Below are 24,398 nucleotides of genomic sequence, written 5' to 3' on the forward strand. Positions count from 1 at the left end.
TCGTTCAACGTTTTATCTTCAAAAAAACTTAGAACATTAAAGAAGAATTTTTTTCCCGAGATCTGCCACAGATACCAGGTAACAGACACTTACCTAAGGAGTTTTGTTATGCCAAGGATAGCGAGGTTTTTAAAAGAAGATGAGCCTACTGTATATCATGTAATATCCAGAACAGCTTTGGAGGGTTTGCCATTTAGAGATGAAGACAAAGAATATATGCTTAAGCTTATAAAGAAATGGAGCAAGATATTTTTTGTGGATGTGTTGGGATTTGCCATAATGGGAAATCATTTTCATCTTGTAGTTAGGACGTATCCTGAGTCTGATGTGTGTGATAAGGATGTGAGGGAGCGGTATAAGAGATTGTATGGAGCAAAAGAAGTTGGTTCTGGAACCAACTTTGAGAGTTTTAAGAAGAAGTTATGCAGCTTGTCGTGGTATGTGAAGGAGATAAAACAGGGATTTAGCAGGTATTATAATAAGAAGTATAATCGGCGAGGGACCTTGTGGGGAGAGCGTTTTAAGAGTTTGATTGTAGAAGACGGTCTTACCCTTGTTAATTTACTTGCGTATGTTGATTTAAATGCAGTTCGAGCTGGTATAGTAAAAAGGCCAGAAGAATACAGATGGTGTTCCTTGGGATATCATATTCAGTTTGGTAATAAAGATAATTTAGTAAGTGTTGATTTTGGAATGAAGGAATGGAATGAGTTGGATGAGAAAGAGATAGTGAAGAAATACAGGGAATTTGTATATGAGACAGGGGCAATAGATGCAGGCAAGGGGGCAGTCATAGATGAGGAGATAATAGATGCAGAGAGAAAGAAGAATTTTCAGTTAAGACTTCGAGAATTATTCAGATATAGATGCCGTTATTTTACAGATGCAGGGGTGCTTGGGAGTAAGAGATTTTAGGAGAAAGTTTTTGAGGAGATAAAGGGCCTATTGGGTTCAAAAAGACACCGGAAATTTGTGCAAGTGATTAGGGATTTTGAGGTATATTCACTTAAGCGGTTGCAGGGAAGTGGGGGATAGTAAATCGTGATTTGTGATTCGTGAATAGAGAAGAGGGAAAAAGGGGACATGCAAATAATGCACAATGCCTATTAGAAGCAAAGCGAATTATTTTCTGGCGGTAGCAGCAATGGAGTTACCTGGAGCTTCGGCCTCTGCCAAGATACAAATGTTTTATCAATAGCTTATCACGCTAAGGCTTGACCCTATAATATTGACCGTGTAGTATTGTGTGTAGTATAAGAGCGGTGCGAGGTTACTAAAGGACAGCATAAATTGAGTAAATATTAAGGAAGAGGAGTATACCATATGATGGTAAAAATTATGTATAAAGATGATTTGGTAAGTTTCAATTTACCTAAAAGTTTTCTTAAAGATGCTACAATAAGAAAATTTTTAAAATATGTCCGAGCGTTGGAAATAGTAGATAAATCAACAGCCTCCGAGGAAGAAATAGAAGAGATATCTAAAAGTGTTAAAGAAGCTGGTAAAAAAGAAGTGGAGAGATTATTAAATGAAAAATAGAATAGTTGTTGATGCTAATATTTTGTTTTCTGCCCTATTGAAGAAAGGAAATCCTTACATAAAAGTTTTGATGAATGCAAATTGTAAATTCTTTGGGCCAACATTTGTTTTTATAGAGCTTTTTAAACATAAAGAGAAAATACAGAAATATTCTTCTCTTTCAGAAGAAGAACTTTTAGAGCTTTTAGGAATCGTTTTAGACCAAATAGAATTTATCTCTCTAAAGGAAATAGACAAACGAATACTTAAACAAAGCTATGAGCTTGCTATAATTGATCCATTAGATGCTCCTTTTGTAGCTTTATCTTTATTTTTAGATGCTAAGCTTTGGACAGGAGATAAAAAACTATGTAGATATTTAGAATGTAAAGGATTTGACATTTGCATAGGAACACAGGAATTATTACAATCTTTGTATGTTTAATTAGTAATGAGCTGGGGGTCAGGTCTTGATTTTTGAATTATTACATAGCCTTATGGCCAAACCGCTAATATTTATTATTCTACAGTAAGTAAAGAGACAAGGGTAATTTCAAAAGCTGAGAGCTATTTTGGTTCTGTATCATGCATCTCAGCTGCCTTAATTTGCATTTTATTATACTTTTAGATAGCATAAATGAAGATTGTTAACTGATTAAAATGACTTAAAGGACTATTTTTATGTCTGGCTATCTTCCATATGAAATAGCAAAGGAAAAAAAGGGGACAGGCGAATAATGCTTAACTTTTCCCGTTCAACGTTTTATCTTCAAAAAATCTTAGAACCTTAAAGAAGGAATTCTTTTTCCCGAAATTTGCCACAGATAACAGGTCCCAGACACTTACATAAGGAGTTTTGTTATGCCAAGGATAGCGAGGTTTTTAAAAGAAGATAAACCTACAGTATATCATGTAATATCCAGAACAGCTTTGGAGGGTTTGCCATTTAGAGATGAAGACAAAGAATATATGCTTGAGCTTATAAAGAAATGGAGCAAGATATTTTTTGTGGATGTGTTGGGATTTGCCATAATGGGCAACCATTTTCATCTTGTAGTTAGGATGTATCCTGAGTCTGATGTGTCTGATGAAGATGTAAGGGAGAGGTATAATAGATTGTATGGGACAAAAGAGATTGGTTCTGGAGTTGAATTTGAGAGGTTTAAGAAGAAGTTATGCAGTTTGTCGTGGTATGTGAAGGAGATAAAACAGGGATTTAGCAGGTATTATAATAAGAAGTATAATCGGCGAGGGACCTTGTGGGGAGAGCGTTTTAAGAGTTTGATTGTAGAAGACGGTCTTACCCTTGTTAATTTACTTGCGTATGTTGATTTAAATGCAGTTCGAGCTGGTATAGTAAAAAGGCCAGAAGAATACAGATGGTGTTCCTTGGGATATCATATTCAGTTTGGTAATAAAGATAATTTAGTAAGTGTTGATTTTGGAATGAAGGAATGGAATGAGTTGGATGAGAAAGAGATAGTGAAGAAATACAGGGAATTTGTATATGAGACAGGGGCAATAGATGCAGGCAAGGGGGCAGTCATAGATGAGGAGATAATAGATGCAGAGAGAAAGAAGAATTTTCAGTTAAGACTTCGAGAATTATTCAGATATAGATGCCGTTATTTTACAGATGCAGGGGTGCTTGGGAGTAAGAGATTTTAGGAGAAAGTTTTTGAGGAGATAAAGGGCCTATTGGGTTCAAAAAGACACCGGAAATTTGTGCAAGTGATTAGGGATTTTGAGGTATATTCACTTAAGCGGTTGCAGGGAAGTGGGGGATAGTAAATCGTGATTTGTGATTCGTGAATAGAGAAGAGAGGGATTATTATATCCGCCTATGTTTACTGATAGTTAACACATCAATAACCAATCGAATTACGGATTTCAAATCATTGATTATTCTAAAGATAGGGGTGTTTAATTTATAGTTATCCGCACAATTTCATATAATATGGGGTGCCCTTTAAAAATTTTTCTATCCAACTTTTAGCAAAACTTAGTTTTTTACATAACCTATTCCATGCTTCTGATATAACCTCCTCCATCTCTTTTATATCTTTTACAAAAACTAATGAAAGCACTCTTTTTATACTTTTCCAGATATACTCAATAGGATTTAACTCTGGTGAATAAGGGGGAAGATAGACTAGATAAATATCTAACTCAGATGCCTTCTCTCTTACTACTTTACTCTTATGGGATGAAAAATTATCTATTATTGCTACTATCGCTTTATATTTCTTATTTACTTCTCTTATCTTTTCTAAAAACTTAGCTATTGATAAGCCTTTTGAATCTTCTAAAAATGATTTTACACTTTCTCCTTTTATAGCATAAAAACCTATTGTGTTTGTCTTGAACTTTGTTGTATTTTTTATAATTCTTGTCTTCTCAAAACTCCATACCCTTACTGTATTGGCGGTGTTCTGCGGACTTGTTTCATCTATAAAACCTATTGCTATCTCCTCTTCTTTAAATCCTTTCTCCTTTAACAGAGAAAAAGTAAGTTGAAGTTGATTCTCTAATATCTTCTCTCCATCTTTTGGTTTCCTATAATCCATCGGATATGGTTTAGAAAAATGCATCTTAAGCTTATCTCTCAATATCCTTACTACATGGTCTTGGGAGTATTCTATATCAAAAGTATCTTTTATCAATGCCCTTACTTCTTTTGTAGTCCAATAAGCTCTCTTTTTAAGTAATTCCTTAAGCTTTTTTAAATCTTCCTCTGATAGCCTACTTGGCCTTCCTCCCCCTTTTCCTCTTCCTTTACCTTTTATCCCTTTATAACCCTCTTGGTTCCATTCCCTTATCCATAAGTATCCTGTCGATTGGGCTATCCCACAACCGCTACACGCCTTTTCAAAATCTATCCCTTCTCTTATAAGATTTAGAAAAATAAGTTTTACCAAAATATTGTCTTTCTTCTCACCCTTTATAGTTATCCGCACAATTTCATATAATATGGGGTGCCCTTTAAAAATTTTTCTATCCAACTTTTAGCAAAACTTAGTTTTTTACATAACCTATTCCATGCTTCTGATATAACCTCCTCCATCTCTTTTATATCTTTTACAAAAACTAATGAAAGCACTCTTTTTATACTTTTCCAGATATACTCAATAGGATTTAACTCTGGTGAATAAGGGGGAAGATAGACTAGATAAATATCTAACTCAGATGCCTTCTCTCTTACTACTTTACTCTTATGGGATGAAAAATTATCTATTATTGCTACTATCGCTTTATATTTCTTATTTACTTCTCTTATCTTTTCTAAAAACTTAGCTATTGATAAGCCTTTTGAATCTTCTAAAAATGATTTTACACTTTCTCCTTTTATAGCATAAAAACCTATTGTGTTTGTCTTGAACTTTGTTGTATTTTTTATAATTCTTGTCTTCTCAAAACTCCATACCCTTACTGTATTGGCGGTGTTCTGCGGACTTGTTTCATCTATAAAACCTATTGCTATCTCCTCTTCTTTAAATCCTTTCTCCTTTAACAGAGAAAAAGTAAGTTGAAGTTGATTCTCTAATATCTTCTCTCCATCTTTTGGTTTCCTATAATCCATCGGATATGGTTTAGAAAAATGCATCTTAAGCTTATCTCTCAATATCCTTACTACATGGTCTTGGGAGTATTCTATATCAAAAGTATCTTTTATCAATGCCCTTACTTCTTTTGTAGTCCAATAAGCTCTCTTTTTAAGTAATTCCTTAAGCTTTTTTAAATCTTCCTCTGATAGCCTATTTGGCCTTCCTCCCCCTTTTCCTCTTCCTTTACCTTTTATCCCTTTATAACCCTCTTGGTTCCATTCCCTTATCCATAAGTATCCTGTCGATTGGGCTATCCCACAACCGCTACACGCCTTTTCAAAATCTATCCCTTCTCTTATAAGATTTAGAAAAATAAGTTTTACCAAAATATTGTCTTTCTTCTCACCCTTTAATTTTTCCTTTAGCTCTTCTGCATTTTTAACCTTAATACGTTCCCCTTTCATAAATATTCATTATATCAAATCGTTCCTATTATATCAAGTTCTGAAGGATACTATAATACTTTTTGAGGTTGCAAAAAATTTAATTTGAGTTTAGAGCAGGATTTAAGAAGGGTATATAAGGGGAATTTAAATGCAATATGATATAGCGTCAAAGGTGATATTGACCCATTGCAGGAATATGGTGTTGCGTCAGTTATGTGGATTAAATGTAAAGGATGCAGAGTTAATAGAAGTGCGTCCCCAGGAGACAGCATCGGTCAGGAGGTCAGATTTTGTTTTAAGGGCCTTTTTTGAGGATGGAACAGAGAAGCTAGTGTTATTAGAATTAATAACGCAGTGGAAAAGCTATTTGCCAGTGAGGACATTAGAGACGAGATGTCGTCATATTTTAGAAGAAGGTCTTGAGATAGAGACAATAATGATAGAGTTAAAGAGATGTTACGGGGTGGTAGATTATTATCATGACAATGAGGTAGATTTTAGGTATAAGGTAATAAAATTATATGAGGTTGAAGCAAGAGAAGTGGTTAAAAAGGGGTTTAGATGTCTGTATCCATTTGTTCCTTTGATGAAAGGGGGCGAAGAATTAATAGAAGAAGCGGAGAGGGGGATTTATGAGAGTGAAGAGAGCAGGGAGTATAAGTCAGATTTATTAACAGGTATGGCCATATTAAGTGGTTTAATATCCAAAGAGATACCCCTTAAGTTGATTAAGAGGAGGAGGGATATAATGATAGAGTCAGCAGCATATGAAATAATAAAAAAAGAGGGTTTTGAAGAAGGAATTCAACAAGGGATTCAGCAAGGATTATTGTTAGATGCCCAGGAAATGTTGTTAGATGCCTTAGAAGAGCGTTTTGGGATCATACCTCGCTCTATTGCAAAAAAGATCAAGGAAATCGATAGTAGAGATGTGGTAAAAGGTTTGTTTAAGGTAGCTATGCGAGTTAATTCATTGGAAGAATTTGAAAATAAATTAAAAATTGCTTTAACATAAGTTTTTTCTGAAAAGTGTTTCATTAACTATTTTTTTGAAATAGGAGGGGATTTATGAAGAAGCTAATTTATTTGTTTTTAATTTTCTTTTTTATGAGAAAAAAAGGGACAGGCGAATAATGCTTGACTTTAAAAGTTCAACGTTCTATGTTTCAAAAATGTAAAACCTAGAACCTAAAACTTTGAACCTAGAACATTGAACAAAAAACCTTTTTCCCCAAATCAGTTACAGACCACAGATAACAGACACTTACATAAGGAGTTTTGTTATGCCAAGGATAGCGAGGTTTTTAAAAGAAGATAAACCTACAGTATATCATGTAATATCCAGAACAGCTTTGGAGGGTTTGCCATTTAGAGATGAAGACAAAGAATATATGCTTGAGCTTATAAAGAAATGGAGCAAAATATTTTTTGTGGATGTGTTGGGATTTGCCATAATGGGCAACCATTTTCATCTTGTAGTTAGGATGTATCCTGAGTCTGATGTGTTTGATGAAGATGTAAGAGAGCGGTATAAGAGATTGTATGGGACAAAAGAAATTGGTTCTGAAATTGAATTTGAGAGGTTTAAGAAGAAGTTATGCAGTTTGTCGTGGTATGTGAAGGAGATAAAACAGGGATTTAGCAGGTATTTTAATAAGAAGTATAATCGGCGAGGGACCTTGTGGGGAGAGCGTTTTAAGAGTTTGATTGTAGAAGACGGTCTTACCCTAGTAAACTTACTTGCGTATGTTGATTTAAATGCAGTTCGAGCTGGGATTGTAAAAAGGCCAGAGGAATACAGGTGGTGTTCCTTGGGTTATCATATTCAGTCAGACAACAAGGATAATTTATTAAGTGTGGATTTTGGTATGAAGGAATGGAATGAATTGGATGAGAAGGAAATAGTGAGGAAATACCGTGAATTTGTGTATGAGACAGGAGCGATAGATGCTGGTAAGGGGGCAGCAATTTCAAAAGAAATAGTGGAAGAAGAGAGAAAAAAAGGTTATAGATTAAAAACCACAGAGGTTTTTAGGTATAGATGTAGGTATTTTACAGATGCGGGGGTATTGGGTAGCAAGAGATTTCTCCAGGAAATTTTTGTTCAGATAAAAGATTTGCTTGGTTGCAAGCGAGAGCGTCAGTTTGTGCCCATAATTGGGGAGTTAAATGTGTATTCTTTAAAGAGGTTGCAAAATATTTAGTAGTTGAGGGTTAGAAGGCTGATGGGAGCAAAAGGGATGAGTTTAAGGGTTGAACGGTGCGGATGATTAGATAACACTCAGATAGATAATAGATCATAGACACCTTAAGAAAAAGGAGGAAAAGTATTGTGAAAGTTTATCGTACAGAAATAACTGTTTCTGAGAAAGGAGTTGTTAAAATAAAAGGTGTGCCATTTAAGAAGGGTGAAAAAGTAAGGATTATTATTTTAGGTGATCGAGTAATAAAAAAAGAGAGGAGGGAATATTCTTTACGAGGCAAGCCTGTAAAATATGAAGCACCATTTGAAAGTGTAGCTCAAAATGAGTGGGAAGTGCTGCGATGATAATACTTGATACACATATATGGATTTGGTGGGTTCATCAGCCTGACTTACTTACACAAATACAAAGAGAAACTATAGCTGCTCAGGAATCAGAAATTATAGGAGTTAGCGCTATATCATGTTGGGAAATCGCTAAATTGGTAGAATATCAACGGCTAGCTCTCCCGTGTTCTTTAGAAGAATGGTTTGACGAGGCACTAAATTATCCAGGTATTGAACTTATATCACTTTCGCCAAAGATAGCTATTGAATCGACGAGACTTCCTGGAAATTTTCACAAAGATCCTGCAGATCAAATAATAGTTGCGACTGCCCGTATATATAATTGTCTTTTATAGTATCCTGCAGAATTCGATATAATTGAGACATTATGCCCTAGAATTCATAAACAGATAAAAGTAGATTAAGAGCGAGAAAGAGGGAAGTTTTATAAAAAAATTATAGATGAAAAATTTTTTTAAGAAAAACAATATGATAGACATTATATAAAGTTATAGGGATAACTATAGTTACTTTAGATAAGAAAATTTTGGATTATCCTTATGTGAAGACGATCTAAATTTGTCGATGCTTAAAAAATATATAACCTAAAATTTGCATCATAAGATAATGTTTAGCTTGACAATATAGTGAATTAATGGTATAAAGTGTTTCAAATAGGAAGTATGAAGGAGGCACTGATTCTATGCGTAGATTCCATGTTAAGTTCACTGAAAAAAATCTTACGGGCAACGCCGGACTGGTATTGCTGGGCCTGTTTGCTGACAAACTGAAGCTTCCCAAGATGCTTGAGCAACACATTACTATTAAGCGGGGAGCTACCGCACAGTATAAGGTTTCCGACATTATCATGATTTTGATGATGGCAGTGTTAGCTGGGGCTAAGCATATGAGCCATGTATTTATCCTAAGATCTGATTTAGCATTGAGGTCGCTTTTTAAATGGGAAAGGTTTCCTGACTATACTACCATAAATCGGGTTTTTAAGTTGTTTAATCCCCGACATTGCAATGAGCTCTCCGATGTAGAAACAAAAGTGCGCAAAAAGGTTTGGGGTAAAAAATGGTTTAGCCGCATCACTTTAGATTTGGACTCTACAGTGCGTGGGGTGTATGGGAAACAGGAAGGTGCCGAGAAGGGTTACAACCCCAAGAAGCCAGGACAAAGGGGATATCATCCGCTCCTTTGCTTTATTGCTGAGACGCGGGAATGTCTTCACAACTGGTTTAGAGCCGGAGATGCTTATTCAGCCAATGGTTGTGTAGAGTTTATGCAAGAGTGCTTTGCCAAGCTTCCAAGGAGAGTCTGGAAAATTATTGTACGTGCAGATTCCGCCTTTTTTAATGGAGAACTTTTAGACTACTTAGAAGAGGCTCATGCTTTGTACTTAATCAAGGTTAAGATGCGAGGACTCACTCAGCTTTTAGAAGCTCAGAAATGGCACAAGGTTAAAAATAGACCTGGCTATGAGAAGACCGAATTCACATACAAATGTGAGAGGTGGAAACACCCCCGCCGGTTTGTGGCCGTACGTCAAGTAATAGAGAGCAAATTTAGTTGCTTTTTTTTCAGCGTTACAAAGACTGAGTATGATTATTTTTGTTATGTAACAAATATGAACCTGAGTCCCTGGGACGTCCACAGGTATTATTGCCAACGGGGGGCCAGTGAAAACTGGATTGAGTGGTGTAAGGGACAGATGGCCTCTGGAAGCATTTTGACACAGGATTTTTGGGCCAACTCCGCCATATTCCAGACCTGTATTCTGGCTTACAATCTACTGGTTTGGATGATGTGGCTCAACGATGAAGATGGTTTTAGAGAAGAGCCCAACACAATCCGCATGTTTCTAATCCATGTTCCAGCTCGGCTGATGCATGCGGGACGACAATGGTTCCTTCGATTATCGAGGGATTATTTTTTCAAAGAACGTTGGATAAAGATAGAAAATTCCATCCGGTCATTACAATTTGCTTAATCTTTTTTTGAGAGTATCCTCCAAAATAGGATTTTGCGTAAGTCCATGTGCAGTGGTGTGCCTTTACACACCCGTAAAGAGTGCCACTGACCGCAGCTTCTACCTGAAAAAGCCTTCCAAGTCACAATGAGGGAGACATATCCTTTAACATAACAGCTCCATATCTAGGTATCTCTGTCCAGAACAATCAGTTGCTTACGATTGAACTGTAATTGCAGATTTTAGGGAAAATTTAATTTTTTTCTTGCAATTGTAGAACCTATCATTTATAATATTTTCTTTCACATTTATATAATAATAAAATTAAGGATAAAATCAATAGACGTTAACGGCTTCCATGAACCTACAATATCTCAAAATGGCGTATTTAAAGCCATTGAGTATCAAACAAACGAGAATTGGGTTCTACAAACCATAGATTTATAACATCCTAAAATTACTTGATAAGAGAATACAAACTATCACTTATCTCTGAAAGTCAAGTTAGATTTAGTTAACTCCTTCATTCTATAACTTTTGCCTAATATTTTTATTATATGAGAATGATGGACAATTCTATCTACAATAGCAGATGCAAGGACAGCATCGCCAAATATATTAGCCCATTCTTCAAAAGGTCGGTTAGTGGTGATTATAATAGATCCATTCTCATAACGTCTTCTAATAACTTCAAAGAATTCATCTACAGAATTTTGAGGTATTTTCTTAAATCCTATTTCATCAATTATGAGTAGGTCCATTTAAGTAGGTCTTTTAGGACAGCATAATAAGTACCATCTCCCCTAGCAGACATAAGCTTTGAAACAATATCATTGGCATGAACAAAATATGACTTTAGAACCCTGTTTTAGGGCCTCTATTTTCAATGCATTGGCAAGATGAGTTTTCCCCCCACTAGGATTACCCATAAAAATATTTTCCTGTATAAAACGGCAAGAAGCCAAATCAAGTATCTCTTTTTTATTTAATTCTGGTTGATATGTAAAATCGTAGGTTTCAATAGTTTTTGAAGTATCTAATTTGGATTTATTTAGTCTTTTATTATAAGAATTTGAACACCTGTTGGCATATTCATCTTCAATTAATAACTCAAGAAAATCTATATAACTTAATTGATTTTCTATGGCATACTTATTTCTAGATTCTAAAGTCTTAACAATACCGGAGAGTTTAAGATTTTGTATTTTCTTTTTTAATTGATTCATTTGAAAGGCCCCCACTAATTTCTATCATAATCTCTAAGATTATTACCATACCCGCCACCTATAGCAGATGTATCTATTTCAGCAGGAGTTTCAAATAACCCTTGTTCACAAATCTTCTTCACTGATTTAAAAGAGTAACAACCAAATTTATCTGCTCTAATGCATGCAGAATTTATTATGGAATCACTGTAATATCTACGTAAAGAAAGAACACCCTGAATAAGCCTATGATATTCATTAGGTTTGTGGCTCTTTAAATTCCTAAAAAAAGAAACAGCACCCATTCCTATCTAGCTACACTGTTGTTCATAATATTCTGAACTTTTTCGTTGTTTTCTCTTAGGTATATGTTCTTCTCTTGTTACAAAATTGCCAGTGCCTTTATCGATTGGATGGACTGCTATTTCATTATGTTCTCTATCATAGACCTTTAAAATATCTCTACCTGCTTTAATGGTTACTTCTTCACCTACATATTTATAAGGAACTGAGTAATAGTTATATCTGTATGAAACATGACCATATCTGTTGACTCGTCTCTTTTCTATTACATATGTTTCATATCTCTTTGCCGGAAGGCTTATCATAAAAGGCCTTTCTTTATTCTTAAATTCCTCTGCAGGTATCTTTCTCGTGGTGGTGTGAATTCTTTTATTGCAAGTGTTTTCCATCCATTCTCTGAGTTTCTTCCTGGCAGTTTCTAAATCTTTTGTTTCAAGAGATTTTAGAAAATTATTCTTTACATATTTAATTGCTGATTCAACCTTGCCTTTTTCTTTTGGTCTTTTTACTTTGCAAGTAATTGGACTACTACCATAATAAGAAAGCATGTTAGCATATTCATGCTGGATTTCAGGTTCATAAAAATTGGCTTTTAAAACACCAGATTTAAGATTATCTATCTTTACTATCTCAGGCACTGCTCCAAAGTATTCAAAAGCATTTATATGACACCTGATAAATGTAGGAACATTCTGGTTTGTTACCAATTCATAATAATCATATCTACTAAAGCTTAGCCTCATACAGAATATCCAGGTCTTGACCTTTTTCCCACCATAGTTAAAATAACCTGCATAGCCGAAGTCTACCTGGGCTTCTTTGCCCGGTGGGGAAACTATAGGGACATAAGTCTCTCTAGGGCCCTTTAGTTTCCTCACATATTTTTTCACCCCACTATATGAAATATCTACACCTTTTTCTGTTAGTTTCTGATGAATTAATACTCCTGAAAAACCCTTCTCAAGATAGCCAATAATCTCTTCTTTATAAGTGTCTAATTTACTTTTTCTCTTCATAACAGGAGTTTTTATTTCCCCATTTTTCACCCTATCTCGTATTTTGCGGACAGTCTTTCGGTCAATACCAAGATCTCTTGCTATTGCTGAAATACTCTTACCGTGCTCAAGCATTGTTTTTACAGTGTAATACATAGCTACCCCCTTCATCTTTATTTCACCTCCGAATAAAATATTTTCAGAGGTGATTATCATATCAGGTGGGGAATTTTAAGGGCCTTTTCCTGAGGAATTTATTTTACCTTTGACAATTTAACCTTGATTAAGCTCAAAGCATGAGCCTCTTCTAGCTAGTCTAAGAGTTCTCCATTTAAAGTTGCAAATTTTTCAGTATAATGTTTGTTTATGACCGCAAGATACTTCTAACGTGCAATTACTTTTTCTTATCCTAGGCAAATTTGAGATTTTTGGTAGTCGTAAAACTTGTTATTTAGTTAAATTTTTTTAAATACTCAAAAATCTTTTTTTCCAATTTTACTCCAAATCCAGGTAAAGATTTTATTCTTCCCTTTTCAGCATAATCTAAAAGCTCTTTTAGAGATGTTATGTTTAAACTTTCACACAGGGTTTTTATCTTTTTAATGCCTAATCCATGAATATTTAGCAATTTTAAAATATCTTTAGGATATTTTAGTCTCAATTTTTTTAATTTCGTAAGATCACCAGTTTTTACGATTTCAATTATTTTATTTTCTATATTTCTACCAATTCCTGAAAAGGCCTTAAGGTCTTTTCCTTGTTTAACCATTTCACATAAGTCTTCTCCAATCCCACGAATTACCTGGGCAGCATTTTTATATGCCCTTATTTTATAAATATCTCCTCCTTCTAATTCCAGATAGTTTGCAAGCTCTTCCAATTTATCTGCAATTTCTTCATTGGTTATGTTAAGACAGCCCATTTGTTCTTTAACTCCAAAGATCCTCTAAGACACCAGAGAGACCAAGAAGCTCTATTTTTTTCATCAAAAATTCAGATATAGTAGGTTTAACAGGACGCTTTATTAAAGACATAGAGGCTTCTGAAGGAAGTTTACACCCTTTTTTTTGATTACATCGAATACAAGCAGTTACTACATTGGTCCATGAAAAATCTCCGCCCCTAGATTTTGGAACAATATGATCAATGGTAGGCCTTGACTTGATTTTTTTTCCACAATACTGACAAATATAACCATCCCTTATAAATATATTTTTCTTTGATAAGGGCACACTCCGTCTATACAAACTTCTCACAAACTTAATTAGCCGAACCACAAGAGGTATTCTAATTTTATGGTTAAAACCATGTATTACTCTATTGGTATATTTTATTACCTCAACTTTCTTTTGGACCAGAAGTTTTACTGCCCTTTTCCAGTTAATTATGTTTAAATATGTATAATCTGCATTTAAAACTACAACTACCCCCATCATCTAACCCTCACTTTTTTTACATTACTATAAAGTATTGGTTAGGATGGAATATACATAACAGCATAAAGCCCTTTTTGTAAAGGGCTAGGTATTATTTACCACAATTTGGTGATTTTTGTCTCAGGATAATAAAATTTTAGGATTTTACGAAATTTATATCCCTGTTTTCCCATTTCAGCACTTCCCCATTGGGAATATCCAACACCATGTCCCCAACCCTTTCCTAAAAAGATAAATTTATTGCCTCTTTTTTCAATTGAAAATAATATTTCTGGAAGTCTAAGTGCCCTGCGCAAAATGGTCCAGGTCCTGTATTCTTTATTTACAGTATCAGAAACTATCTTGACACTGATAATTCTTCCTGAAGGACTTGTCTTTGTGGGCAAAATCTTCCTTAAATTACGCACAGGAACACCAATCCTTCTGAGTTTTTCTTCTACTTCAGATATAGAAAAACTCCTTTTCCAAGAGGACATTTTGCCTTTAAGTGACATGGGATCAGGGTGGGCCACAAGGTACCTTTTATTTAATTTAAATATATATCTTGCATCTGCAGTATATCCCCCACTGTTTGCAGTGTACATGGCTAAAATTGGTCTATTTTGTTCCATTAAAACCAATCCCCTGGTCTCATTAACAGCCTGTGTAGTCTTTTTTGTCTCTCTATCAACCCCTTTATAAGCCTGGTCCCCCTCATTATCCACTAAGTCATACTCCCAATTTTTTCTATGTAAAACCTGATAATAGGCATAGGTCCTGGAAGCCACAGCCTGGGCTTTTAGTGTTTCAATAGGCCAGGAAGGATAAGATTCTGATGGAACCACTCCCCATAGATATTTCTCAATATCAAGTATATTTAATACCATTAATTTAGACTTTTTTGGTTTTATAACAACCTTTCCTCGAACCCTTTTTGAATATTCACCAGATTTAATCCTGATGGGCGATTTTGCTTCTATCATAATCTCTCTTGCCCTTACACTTGCAGTATCAAATACTATACTTTGTTTTTCAATGGGCTTACCATCTACTTTCAAACCACATCCTACCAATTTAACAAGTCTCGCCTTTCTTAAAAGAAGTACTCTAACAAGGGGTGGCTTTTTTTCTATTGTTGGTTTCACAACAGGAGGAGGGGCTACAGCTTTTTTTGCCTGCTCCAATAAAACTTCTGCCTGAAACCTAAAACGTCCTTTAGGATATTTAGAAAGATATCGAGACAAAACAGTAGCAGCATCCTGATATTTTTTCATATCAAAAAGCAAAAGCCCTTTTCTATACAAGGCTATTTCCATGCCTTCAGGATAATTAGAGATAATCTTGTCGTAAATCTCCAATGCCTGATTTTCTGCATCCAAAAAAGTAGCAAGGAGATTTGCCTTATGCAAAAGAACCTTTAATTTAGTTTTTTTAAAAGGTGTTACATCAAAGGCAGTGTTATAGGCTTCAAGTGCGTCAAGATATTTTCCAACGTCTATTAAATAACTGGCATAATTAATATTCCACTGGGCTAGTCTCTCCTGTGCCAGAGTTTCATTACTAAAAGGAGATGATGCATAAATTCCATTATGAGCTATTAAAAACAATGGAAAGAACACTATAATTATATGCTTTAATGCACATCTCATTTATTACTCTCCTTGCTTTGTTTTTTTATTTTTTCATTAAAATGAAATTTTTTGGAAATAACACCTTTTTTTACCTGGCCAATTATTTCTATATTGTTTTTGTCAGGGTCTATTTTACCAGATCCATATAGATTCAAAAGAGAGGAGTTTAGGGTAACCTGTTTAATGTTAATTGTCTTTAATCCACCATTTAAAAATAACCCAAACTTATTAAATTCTAAACTATCTTCTAGTTTTGAGGGGTTTAATTTCACAAAGTTAAGTATATCTAATATAATAGTAATTTTCTTACTCAGGTTTGATAGTTTTAAAATTCTCCCATTATTCACATCAATATACGCATCAAAAAACAAATTTTCCTTTATTTCTTTAAGAGTATTACCTTGGAAATTTATATTTACCTGAATATCTGTATCGCCAGTTATATAAATTGGGGACTTTCTAATAAAGCAACCTAATAAATGATCTATTGGCATACCAACTGCCCGAATATCGAGTATGCCAGACATACCTTTGTCTAAAAGTTCTGCTCCACCAGAAAATGAAACATTGCAAAAATAACCAGTAAATCCAACAGAAGGGTGATCTTTTAACAAGATATCTCCTTTTAATAAGGATACTTCATATTCAAATTCATTTATTAAATACTGTAGTGAATCAAACTCAAGATGATAATGGGATGAAAATTCTTTGATAGCCTCAGGAATTTGAATTTTTATTTCTTTATTATTATCAGATTTTTGGGGAGATTTAATCTGTGTTTTGATTTTTTGTTTGCTATTAGCAATAAACTTTAGTTTTCTTGTAATAAGATCGAATCTATCAGACAAAAGCCTGGTCTGAGTTGAACCTATAGCATTTCCAGATGGAAAAATTATAGAATAATCAAAATGAACAACATCTGGATGATCCTTTTTTGCCCTAAGAGATGATATATTCATATCATCCTTTTCTAAATCAGTGATTGTCAAATCAAAAAAAGTATCTTTATATATACTTCTTAAGTTATAGGCTATATTTTCTAGAGGAATTTTTGTAGCAAATTTTAAATTTACATTTCCTTTTTGATTGACCTTAGCATTTAAAGTTCCATTTTTTAATTCAATCGTCTTATTACTTAGACATAGATCTGTTTTTAAATCTTTAATGAATGCTGATAAGTCATTATATTGAAAATTAGAGGAACATATTTTTATATTTGATTTAATATTAAATTTTTTATTTTCATAATTAATAATCACGTCATTTGCTTGGACATCCCCTGTAACATTTAAATTACCCTTAGATTGTTTTACAATTCCCTTCTTTATCTGAGCCACAATCTTTTGTGATGATAATTTCAATTTATTGTTATGAACATTTAAATCTATAGGACTAGAAATAACTTTCAATATTGAACCTGCATCTGTATGTATTAAAATTGCTCTTTTTGGGGCAACATTGCTAGTAAAGGAAACAACAGTAGAATTGTCTTTATGTTCAAGAAGTGCATTAATTGTTAAATTGAATGACAATTTTGGAATGGTTAAGGATTTTGTATTTAGGATGTCTATATTTTTTTTCAAAAATAGATTGTCCAAATCTACTAAAAGAGAACTTGATTTTACTTCTGTTTTATTAATAGAATAAATAAGATTGGTGGAATTGGTTAAAATAGATAGAATAAGAGGATTTTTTTTGTTTGTATAAATAATAACAGATACTGGATTGGCATCTATATCTGCGAGAAATTTAGTTAAATGAATCTTATTTGATTTTAGGCCATTAAGAGTGGCATGGAGGTCTTTTAAAGACAAAATTCCCTTTGCCTTTATATCATTTACTGGAAATATATATTTAATTTTTTTTAACTCACTTAATATATTTTTTCTTATATTTGGTAATGCCTTAAAAATAGCCTTTGTGATAGTTTCAAGATGTAACTTAATTTCTTTTGCATTTAAAATTAATAAATCGTTGTTTATATTTAAATCAATTTGTCTAATAAAAGTTTTACTTAAATTAACTTTTCCTATTTTAAGACTAATTAATTTCTTTTTTAAATTTCCCTTAAAAACTAAATCATTAATTGAAATATTTTGTTCAGCAAGATTAAGTCCGTTAATCTTCTTTATGTGTAAATTATATTCATCTCCTTTAATAACTACATCAACTCCTCTAAGATGTATTGTGCCTGATAGTTCTTTAGGTGGATTAAATTTCACTCCTATTTTTTCTAAAAGACAAAACAGTTGATAAACATCAGCTGAAATAGATTTTGAGCTAATAGAAGCATTAAATGGTATTTTACTTATAATATTTACATTAAAATCACCTTTAAATTTTACATTTAAAAGATTTATTTCTCCATTAAACTTAAGTCTATTTACATCAATGGGCAGAGCGAGATTTAATTTCCCTGAAAATTCCAGACCAAGACTTTTATTTGAACCTATTTTTTTGGTAGGAGATATATTGCTAAAAGTATTGGTTAGGGATGTTATAAAAAAAATAAATAAAATGATAATTAAAGTTCTATAACGAAATTTCATGCCCTTGAACTTTTTTTAACGTTAGAGGTCAGCGGCGAGCGGTTAGCGAGTCCGCTGAACCGACTTGTTGGACTTTAAGCATATATTAATTTTTCTTCTTTAGGTTGTGGAATTGGGTCCCCAAACTCTTTTGCTGTGTCAATCCAAAGGTTTATAGCGGTTTTTATATTTTGGATTGCCTCTTCATAACTATCTCCATGAGCCATACATCCTGGCAATTCAGGAACTTCAGCAATAAAAGCATTGTCTTCTTTACTCCAGTAAATTATAATTTCATATCTATAGGTCATTTTATATTTTCTCCGTTAGTTTATATTTAATTATTAAATTTCTTACCTGTTTTACTTGATATGGTTTTGCATGGCTACCATCTTTTTGGAGATTAATTTTTTCTATGATTCCTTCTTTTCTAAAAATATGATGACTTCCTCTTATTCTTTCTTCAAATCCTAATTTTTTCAGCAAATTACACAAGTCAATAAATTTTATTTTATTATCAGCTTGATCAGTTAATATTGTAAATATCAGCTTTTGATATTTTCCCATTATTTTTCTCTTTTTAAGTCTAACATGTTAATCAGGGCATCAAGGAATTATTATAAATCCTTGATGCCCAATGCCATAAAAATTATTTAAGTAGGAATACAACTCTTGCCTGATTTAGAAATTGAGTTTTTTCATTATTTACAAAAATAAGTGCAGAATCGTCTTTGTTTACTGCTACGTCAGTATTTTTTATTACCTTTATAGCCTTTATCTGGAGGGGATTTTTAGAACCCCAGGTCTTTAAAAGGGCGATTGCCTTGTCTTCGTTATTTGTAAAACCGCCACATCCCCTTTCAACCAGAACAGAGCTCACAATCTTTGATGGATCAAATATAATCTCACCCTTTTCATTTAAAATCCTATTAACCAGAGCTGGCCTAAACGGAAATTCCCTGACGTCCACAATCACTCCATCGTATGGCTTTTCAATCTTTGAAGGTGTGATGACCTCAGGTTTTTTCTGGCTTGGCTGTGTTTGTGTTTTAGGTTGTTCTATTACCTGAGGGATTAACTTTGGTTGATAGACTGGCTTTGGAGGTGGAAGCATTCCTTCCTGTTTTAAAAGAGGTAAAATAACGTCATAAAGACCACCGTGCCCTCTCAAATAAAGCCTTAAGCAAACTTCTGCATAGCCCCTATTTGGATAATATTTTTCTCCACATTTAATTGCACCTTTTAATACTCCTTGTACTGTGGTTTTAATATTATCACTCTGCAACATTCCATCCCTGACTGTAGTTGTACCGTATAGGGTAATTCCCTGAAGTACTTCTAATAGGTCCCTTTGAGCTACCACTGTTGCAGCTCTAACTGCCCTATACCTGCTCTGACCTTCTTCAGAAGTCCCTATTACCTGAATATATCCTTCGGAGAATACTTTAACAGGGTCTGTTACAGGCTGCCACTCTTCTGCCATGGCATTAAAACAGACAAAAATTAAAATCCCAAGAAATAATCCTAACTTTCTCATGACCTCCCTCCTTTAATAAATATTCATTATATTTCTTAACTTCATCAATGCCAAAATAAGATCAGCCCCTTCCACTGGATCGTTGGGTCTAAATTCACCAGATATATCAGGTTCCATAAGGCCCCTAGTAGTTACATTCATAACAGCATTAAACCAGGCATCTGTGGTTTTAACATCGGGAAATGGACTTTTTTCTGTGCCAAAATAAGCTGTAGCAATTGAATCATCACCTGTTAACTTAATTAGTAACTCCTCTAATGTGAATGCTAATTGCTTTCTTGTAATGGGTGCTGCGGGTTTAAACAAATATGCCTGCGTAGTTTTGTCAAATTCAGGCTGAAGTCCTCTTATATTCCATTTTATTACAGTGAGTATCTCTTCTTTAAAAGGAGAATTTAATACATCTGCGGGTATGTACGCAGCCTTAGGTAGCTTGGATTTTACAACTATTCTACCAGCCATAAATTTATCTAAATGCAGTTCATCAACTAAAAGTGCTGCAACATCACCTTTATTAACCTCAGGTTTTACAGCTATTTTCTTACCAACATCAGTTAAAGTATACTGACCCATGGCCCTGACTATTTTTTGAACCCTTTTAAGCATCTTATCCGCTTTATCATGCCATTTCCCTGGCTTAGAAGACAGTGTCTTGGAAAAGGCATCTTCTGCTTTTCTAAACTCATATCCCATATAATAAGCATAACCCATAAAATAGTGGACAGCAGCAATGGTCTGATAATATGGAAGTTTCTCTTCTTTTACATTGTCTAAACCAAGTGCATCCTCATAATGCTCCTCTGCGTCTTCCAGCCAGCCTTTTGGTTGTGCAGTGAAATAGACCCTTATAGCTGTTACATGATATATAAATTTTTCACTGTTATTTTCCGCTGCTTTTTTTGCCTTTTTTAGATATTCTAGTGCATTTTTTGCGTCTACTTCCCAATGACCTTTTGACTTCTGTGTATGGGCGTAAATTGCAAATATGAGGGCCTTTCCTGCCAACGCTGGAGTAAAATCTTTGTCTAAATAAATTGCCCTATCAAAATGGTTCCTTGCACCTTTTATGTCCTGTTTCTCTATAAGTTGCATCCCCATTAAATAATGATGAGTAGGATTGTCCTCTAAAGAGACCCCTTTGGGCTTTTTAGGACCGCAAGCATTTAAAAAAAATAGGATCACAATGGTAAAAATAAAAAATGATTTTTGCATAAAAACCCTCCTATTGTTTTAATTTTTTTTCCATGTCAATCATGGCTTTTAAATAACTTCTATACTTTGAGACTTGATACTCTTGAGCAATGGTATATCCCACTATCTCAAAATATGTTACAGGCAAAGCAATTAATTGTTTAACAATGTTTTTATACCTCCTTTCATAAAATTTTCTGTTTCTTTTTAAAAAAACACCTTTTTTTACGAGAAAAGGATAAGTCACAAAGGCTCTTGTAAGGTTCATCTTTTTCATCGTTGCCGCATCATTAATAATTTTGACTGTAAGATTCACAATAACAGACATGTTTTCAACAAAACTCCTATCAATATAATCTACTATTTCTTTTAATTTTTTTGCTTTTTTTACGTTTTCTCTACTAACATTTAAAGTGGATAATGCCTGTTTATATAATTTTTCCTGGAGGGTCTCCTTTGCTTTTAATCTTCTCATTAAATCCGATTTTTGTCTTTTAAGAGCTGCCTTTTCTGCACCACTTAAAGATTTATCCTGTAATTTTGCATTAACCGTCTCTAGGTCCGCCTTAACGATCATGGCTTCTTCATCTATTCTTTGAATCTTAAATCTAATTGAAGGAGGTAAAAGGGAATAAAATACCTCTTTAAATGTACCAAGTTGTTCGCCTTTAACTGCTCTAAAACAGCATTGCTCAATTGGAAGATCTGCCCAATTTTTTACTCCGCCACGCCTATAGAGATACCTTGTCAACATAAACTCAGTGGGTCTGTTAAAAAAGTCACATTTTTTCTTGTAATAAATGGAATATTTAATTTTTTTACAGATCCTGCTACCGTAAGAGGCATCGTTAAATTCTTTTTTAAAATAATGACAATCACAACCAAAGGGGACATATGAGAGAACTGATTTTGCGTGCTCAAATTCAATACCCAGATTTTCGCATCCTTTTATAAACATCCGAGAACCCATTGCACCTAATGCATTAAAGAATATATTCCCCTTAGACATAGACATAATACTCGCCGCATAAAGATCTAGGTTATAAACACGATAAAAAGAAAAGTCCTTTTTTAACAACTTCTTTAGACAGTTATTGTATTTTGTCCTATTTCTTTTTTCCTCCTGGGTTAGATAAATTGTGTGATAATAACTATTCAGAATTTCAGGCCAGCTGTCTTCATAAGATACTGGCATACGCTCAAGCATAACCTGGTTAAGCTTTACTATTGCGGCAAGTTCATTTGCCAGGGTAATATCTATTTCTGCCTCTATGAGAGGGTTTTTATTTTTTGCTCCCTCTACTCCAGCCATACTATTTGCAATATTACCTGCTGACATAAGACCACCAGTGGCACATCCACCTACAAAGAAAACCACTATTACTATTAATAATTTTCTAAGCACCATTAATAATCTCCTCCTCTCTCTAAGATTGCTGAATTAACTCAAAAATTAATAACCTGTAGGAGTCTTAAACTCTTCCAATAATTTCTTGGTCTTTTTTTGTCTCTTAGATGCAGAAAAAGCAGTATTTAATTCATAGGATACGTCTCCCATGGCCCTTTGAATGTCCATGTCTCCAGGTTTTAGCATAGCAGCCCTCCGATAATATTTAAGTGCTTTGGTTAAATACTGTTGCTGGGTATTTATATCATTGGCATTATTCCAAGCCATACATTCCAATGCTACCCCTGCATTGTAGAGCACATTACTATCTTTGCATGTGGGATTATCTACAATTGGTTTTAGAATTTCATATGCCCCTATGCAATTCCCCGCATTTATCATATCAGCTGCACTTTTGGCCATTCCGCTCATACCTTTAACTGGTCGGAGAATTGTTGACTTAACGGGGACAAATTGCCTCACTACTCGTCTAACAGCTTCTTTAATAAGCCTTTCCTTCACCTTCAAAACAGAAGGCAGTTTATCCTTCCTGTATGCAGGCTGAACATAAGTCTTTTCTATTAAAATTGGATCAGCTGTAGAACATTCAAGCATTCCAGCTTGTCTCACTGAAAAGTTTGCCTGAAATACACCATGGCGCCTTACCACGCCACCTTGACTTTTTGTAGTGACATAGAAGTTTACAACCCTGATACTGAGATCTGGATATTCACCTTCCATTGAAGATACAACAACTGGATTTATAAACCTTGTTTCTCCAAGTACTGCTCTGGAAAATTGGGCTATTAAATATTTGTCTTTTTTAGATACATTTCCGCTAATAGTGTCCGCTCCCACATACATATAGGAGATGCCACTGTCCCCTCCAGAAGAGCACACAAGCCCCTCTTTTACTGTATTCGGGCGATATACATTTACCAATGCCCCCCTAGAACTTACATTAGTGGTTGCACATCCGGTGACAAAAAGAAAAATTAATATAAAAGCAGGCCCTATTTTTTTCATGATTAATACCCTCCTCCTGCACCAGAATAACTTCCTTCAAATATGACCCTTGCGCCTGAGACCTCTGCTGGAATTAAACCAAGGGTTTTTTTCTTGAAACTTTTCCTTAAGATTCGTCTGACTGAGGTTGGATCAGCTTCACTAAAGATTTCCACTTCCATGTAACTTCCTGTCTGTCTTGAAATCCTGTATCTCCAACCCAGTTCCTCTAATACATCTTCAACTTTATCTTGTTGATTTATACTTATATTTCTGAGAATTAACATAACGAATTTGGCCCTTGCACCGCTAAAACGACTCACTATTTTACCAATTAGACGATCTACTACTCTTGGACCTATTTTTATAGCTACCCTTGCAATGCCATCCTGTAGCCCATATTCTCCACCTCTAGTGATGGTCTTGCCCCTATCTTGAACATTAGCAAAAAGCTCTCCTGTTGTACAATCATATGCCTTTAAAGTAAGTGTAGCATATATAATATAATATCCATCACTGGTAGGTCTTTTCCCTGCATCAAAACTAACAATAACTACTGCATCTCCAGTCTCCTGTCTTGCAATATTTATTGCAGTTTCTTCATCAATAACCATTTCAGCAGCACGTCCCCTAATTCTCTTTAACTGGGAAGGCAAAAATACTCTAAATCCCTTACCAGACAATCTGTCCTCAATTAAATCCATTACAGATTGAACTGCTTTTGAGCTATAAGGCAGATCCAATCCTGTCCTTGGTTTATACAACACAATCACTTTTCTTTCATCAAACTTGGTTTCTTGAAATGTTCGTTGAAATCGAGGATCCTCCATAAACTGGCTTATAGCGTTTTTTAATTTAAAGTCATCTAAAACAACACTTAATTTAACCTTATAAACATCAGTTACTGGATCTTTACCTTCTGCGATCACATTATAACTCTTAACATAGCCGGCACTTGCCGATGTAATCCGATCATAAATCAATTTTCCTTGGGAGACATTGGATGTTGAAGTGACTAGAGAGCCAAGAGCCTCTTCTACTGCAGCCCTGATACCATTATTAATAGCACCCTGTCTTGTTTGTCCTTCACCTATAGCAACAATAGTCCTACCTAAAAGGGGTGAACTAAATAATAAAAAGACCAACACTCCCATCAATACAAATTTACTCTTCATAAGCCTATCCTC

The 24,398-nt window shown here is 34.3% G+C and carries 22 protein-coding genes and 3 pseudogenes; 9 read left to right on the top strand and 16 right to left on the bottom strand.

Annotation, left to right across the window (positions count from 1 at the left end):
* The first annotated feature begins 108 nt into the window (after positions 1-108).
* The 4 genes and pseudogenes from ACYQ1E_RS11685 to ACYQ1E_RS11700 all read left to right on the top strand — a co-directional run bounded on the left by ACYQ1E_RS11685 (position 109) and on the right by ACYQ1E_RS11700 (position 3,306).
* Positions 109-1,035: pseudogene (locus tag ACYQ1E_RS11685) on the top strand (transposase).
* A 288-nt stretch (positions 1,036-1,323) separates the two neighbouring features.
* Entirely contained in the window at positions 1,324-1,539 is a 216-nt protein-coding gene (locus ACYQ1E_RS11690; RefSeq protein WP_459879472.1) for a hypothetical protein, read from the top strand.
* Positions 1,529-1,963: a PIN domain-containing protein gene (locus ACYQ1E_RS11695; RefSeq protein WP_459879475.1), complete on the top strand. Its 435-nt coding sequence runs from the start codon at positions 1,529-1,531 to the stop codon at positions 1,961-1,963. Before ACYQ1E_RS11690 ends, ACYQ1E_RS11695 begins: the two co-directional genes overlap by 11 nt.
* Before the next feature lie 416 nt (positions 1,964-2,379).
* Positions 2,380-3,306 (top strand): annotated as a pseudogene (locus tag ACYQ1E_RS11700) (transposase).
* Positions 3,307-3,452: 146 nt separating this feature from the next.
* On the opposite strand, the gene ACYQ1E_RS11705 reads toward ACYQ1E_RS11700, so the two are convergent.
* Both ACYQ1E_RS11705 and ACYQ1E_RS11710 read right to left on the bottom strand, forming a co-directional pair.
* Positions 3,453-4,436 carry an IS630 family transposase gene (locus ACYQ1E_RS11705; RefSeq protein WP_459879478.1) on the bottom strand — a complete coding sequence of 328 codons (984 nt, stop codon included), beginning with the start codon at positions 4,434-4,436 and terminating at the stop codon, positions 3,453-3,455.
* 29 nt (positions 4,437-4,465) lie between these two features.
* On the bottom strand, positions 4,466-5,527 hold the full coding sequence (locus ACYQ1E_RS11710; RefSeq protein WP_459879480.1) for an IS630 family transposase: 1,062 nt from the start codon (positions 5,525-5,527) through the stop codon (positions 4,466-4,468).
* Positions 5,528-5,657: 130 nt separating this feature from the next.
* Between ACYQ1E_RS11710 and ACYQ1E_RS11715 the strand changes: the two genes are divergently transcribed.
* The 5 genes from ACYQ1E_RS11715 (at position 5,658) to ACYQ1E_RS11735 (ending at position 10,035) form a co-directional block, all read left to right on the top strand.
* Entirely contained in the window at positions 5,658-6,524 is an 867-nt protein-coding gene (locus ACYQ1E_RS11715) for an RpnC/YadD family protein (protein WP_459879483.1), read from the top strand.
* 268 nt (positions 6,525-6,792) lie between these two features.
* Positions 6,793-7,713, top strand: coding sequence for a transposase (locus tag ACYQ1E_RS11720; RefSeq protein ID WP_459879486.1), 921 nt, complete (start codon positions 6,793-6,795; stop codon positions 7,711-7,713).
* 128 nt (positions 7,714-7,841) lie between these two features.
* The gene (locus ACYQ1E_RS11725) at positions 7,842-8,057 is read left to right on the top strand and encodes a hypothetical protein (RefSeq protein WP_459879489.1); all 216 of its coding nucleotides are present in this window, start codon (positions 7,842-7,844) and stop codon (positions 8,055-8,057) included.
* The gene (locus ACYQ1E_RS11730; RefSeq protein WP_459879491.1) at positions 8,054-8,395 is read left to right on the top strand and encodes a type II toxin-antitoxin system VapC family toxin; all 342 of its coding nucleotides are present in this window, start codon (positions 8,054-8,056) and stop codon (positions 8,393-8,395) included. The genes ACYQ1E_RS11725 and ACYQ1E_RS11730 overlap by 4 nt, the downstream gene beginning before the upstream one ends.
* A 347-nt stretch (positions 8,396-8,742) precedes the next feature.
* Positions 8,743-10,035, top strand: a complete 1,293-nt coding sequence (locus ACYQ1E_RS11735) for an IS1380 family transposase (RefSeq protein WP_459874805.1) — start codon at positions 8,743-8,745, stop codon at positions 10,033-10,035.
* A 461-nt stretch (positions 10,036-10,496) separates the two neighbouring features.
* On the opposite strand, the pseudogene istB reads toward ACYQ1E_RS11735, so the two are convergent.
* The 14 genes and pseudogenes from istB to ACYQ1E_RS11805 all read right to left on the bottom strand — a co-directional run bounded on the left by istB (position 10,497) and on the right by ACYQ1E_RS11805 (position 24,386).
* Positions 10,497-11,240, bottom strand: a pseudogene (istB, locus tag ACYQ1E_RS11740) (IS21-like element helper ATPase IstB).
* A 14-nt stretch (positions 11,241-11,254) separates the two neighbouring features.
* The gene (locus ACYQ1E_RS11745) at positions 11,255-11,524 is read right to left on the bottom strand and encodes a hypothetical protein (RefSeq protein ID WP_459879494.1); all 270 of its coding nucleotides are present in this window, start codon (positions 11,522-11,524) and stop codon (positions 11,255-11,257) included.
* 6 nt (positions 11,525-11,530) lie between these two features.
* Positions 11,531-12,688 (bottom strand): IS21 family transposase, encoded by a 1,158-nt coding sequence (gene istA, locus ACYQ1E_RS11750; protein ID WP_459879497.1) that lies wholly within the window; start codon positions 12,686-12,688, stop codon positions 11,531-11,533.
* Positions 12,689-12,968: 280 nt separating this feature from the next.
* Entirely contained in the window at positions 12,969-13,439 is a 471-nt protein-coding gene (locus tag ACYQ1E_RS11755) for a helix-hairpin-helix domain-containing protein (RefSeq protein ID WP_459879500.1), read from the bottom strand.
* Between the two features lie 7 nt (positions 13,440-13,446).
* On the bottom strand, positions 13,447-13,953 hold the full coding sequence (locus ACYQ1E_RS11760; RefSeq protein WP_459879503.1) for an HNH endonuclease: 507 nt from the start codon (positions 13,951-13,953) through the stop codon (positions 13,447-13,449).
* A 95-nt stretch (positions 13,954-14,048) separates the two neighbouring features.
* Complete coding sequence (locus ACYQ1E_RS11765; RefSeq protein WP_459879505.1) at positions 14,049-15,581, bottom strand: SpoIID/LytB domain-containing protein; 1,533 nt, start codon at positions 15,579-15,581, stop codon at positions 14,049-14,051.
* Positions 15,578-18,112: a hypothetical protein gene (locus ACYQ1E_RS11770; protein ID WP_459879507.1), complete on the bottom strand. Its 2,535-nt coding sequence runs from the start codon at positions 18,110-18,112 to the stop codon at positions 15,578-15,580. Before ACYQ1E_RS11770 ends, ACYQ1E_RS11765 begins: the two co-directional genes overlap by 4 nt.
* 74 nt (positions 18,113-18,186) lie before the next feature.
* Complete coding sequence (locus tag ACYQ1E_RS11775) at positions 18,187-18,402, bottom strand: type II toxin-antitoxin system HicB family antitoxin (RefSeq protein WP_459879510.1); 216 nt, start codon at positions 18,400-18,402, stop codon at positions 18,187-18,189.
* A 1-nt stretch (position 18,403) separates the two neighbouring features.
* Positions 18,404-18,658 (bottom strand): type II toxin-antitoxin system HicA family toxin, encoded by a 255-nt coding sequence (locus ACYQ1E_RS11780; protein WP_459879512.1) that lies wholly within the window; start codon positions 18,656-18,658, stop codon positions 18,404-18,406.
* A gap of 82 nt (positions 18,659-18,740) precedes the next feature.
* Complete coding sequence (locus ACYQ1E_RS11785; RefSeq protein ID WP_459879515.1) at positions 18,741-19,628, bottom strand: hypothetical protein; 888 nt, start codon at positions 19,626-19,628, stop codon at positions 18,741-18,743.
* Between the two features lie 12 nt (positions 19,629-19,640).
* The gene (locus tag ACYQ1E_RS11790) at positions 19,641-20,840 is read right to left on the bottom strand and encodes an S-layer homology domain-containing protein (protein ID WP_459879518.1); all 1,200 of its coding nucleotides are present in this window, start codon (positions 20,838-20,840) and stop codon (positions 19,641-19,643) included.
* A 10-nt stretch (positions 20,841-20,850) separates the two neighbouring features.
* Positions 20,851-22,227, bottom strand: coding sequence for a hypothetical protein (locus ACYQ1E_RS11795; protein WP_459879521.1), 1,377 nt, complete (start codon positions 22,225-22,227; stop codon positions 20,851-20,853).
* Positions 22,228-22,272: 45 nt separating this feature from the next.
* A complete protein-coding gene (locus ACYQ1E_RS11800; RefSeq protein ID WP_459879523.1) occupies positions 22,273-23,232 on the bottom strand; it encodes a hypothetical protein in 960 nt (319 codons plus the stop codon).
* A gap of 2 nt (positions 23,233-23,234) precedes the next feature.
* A complete protein-coding gene (locus tag ACYQ1E_RS11805; protein WP_459879527.1) occupies positions 23,235-24,386 on the bottom strand; it encodes a hypothetical protein in 1,152 nt (383 codons plus the stop codon).
* Positions 24,387-24,398 lie beyond the last annotated feature (12 nt).

This window comes from Desulfothermus naphthae, from assembly GCF_054657475.1.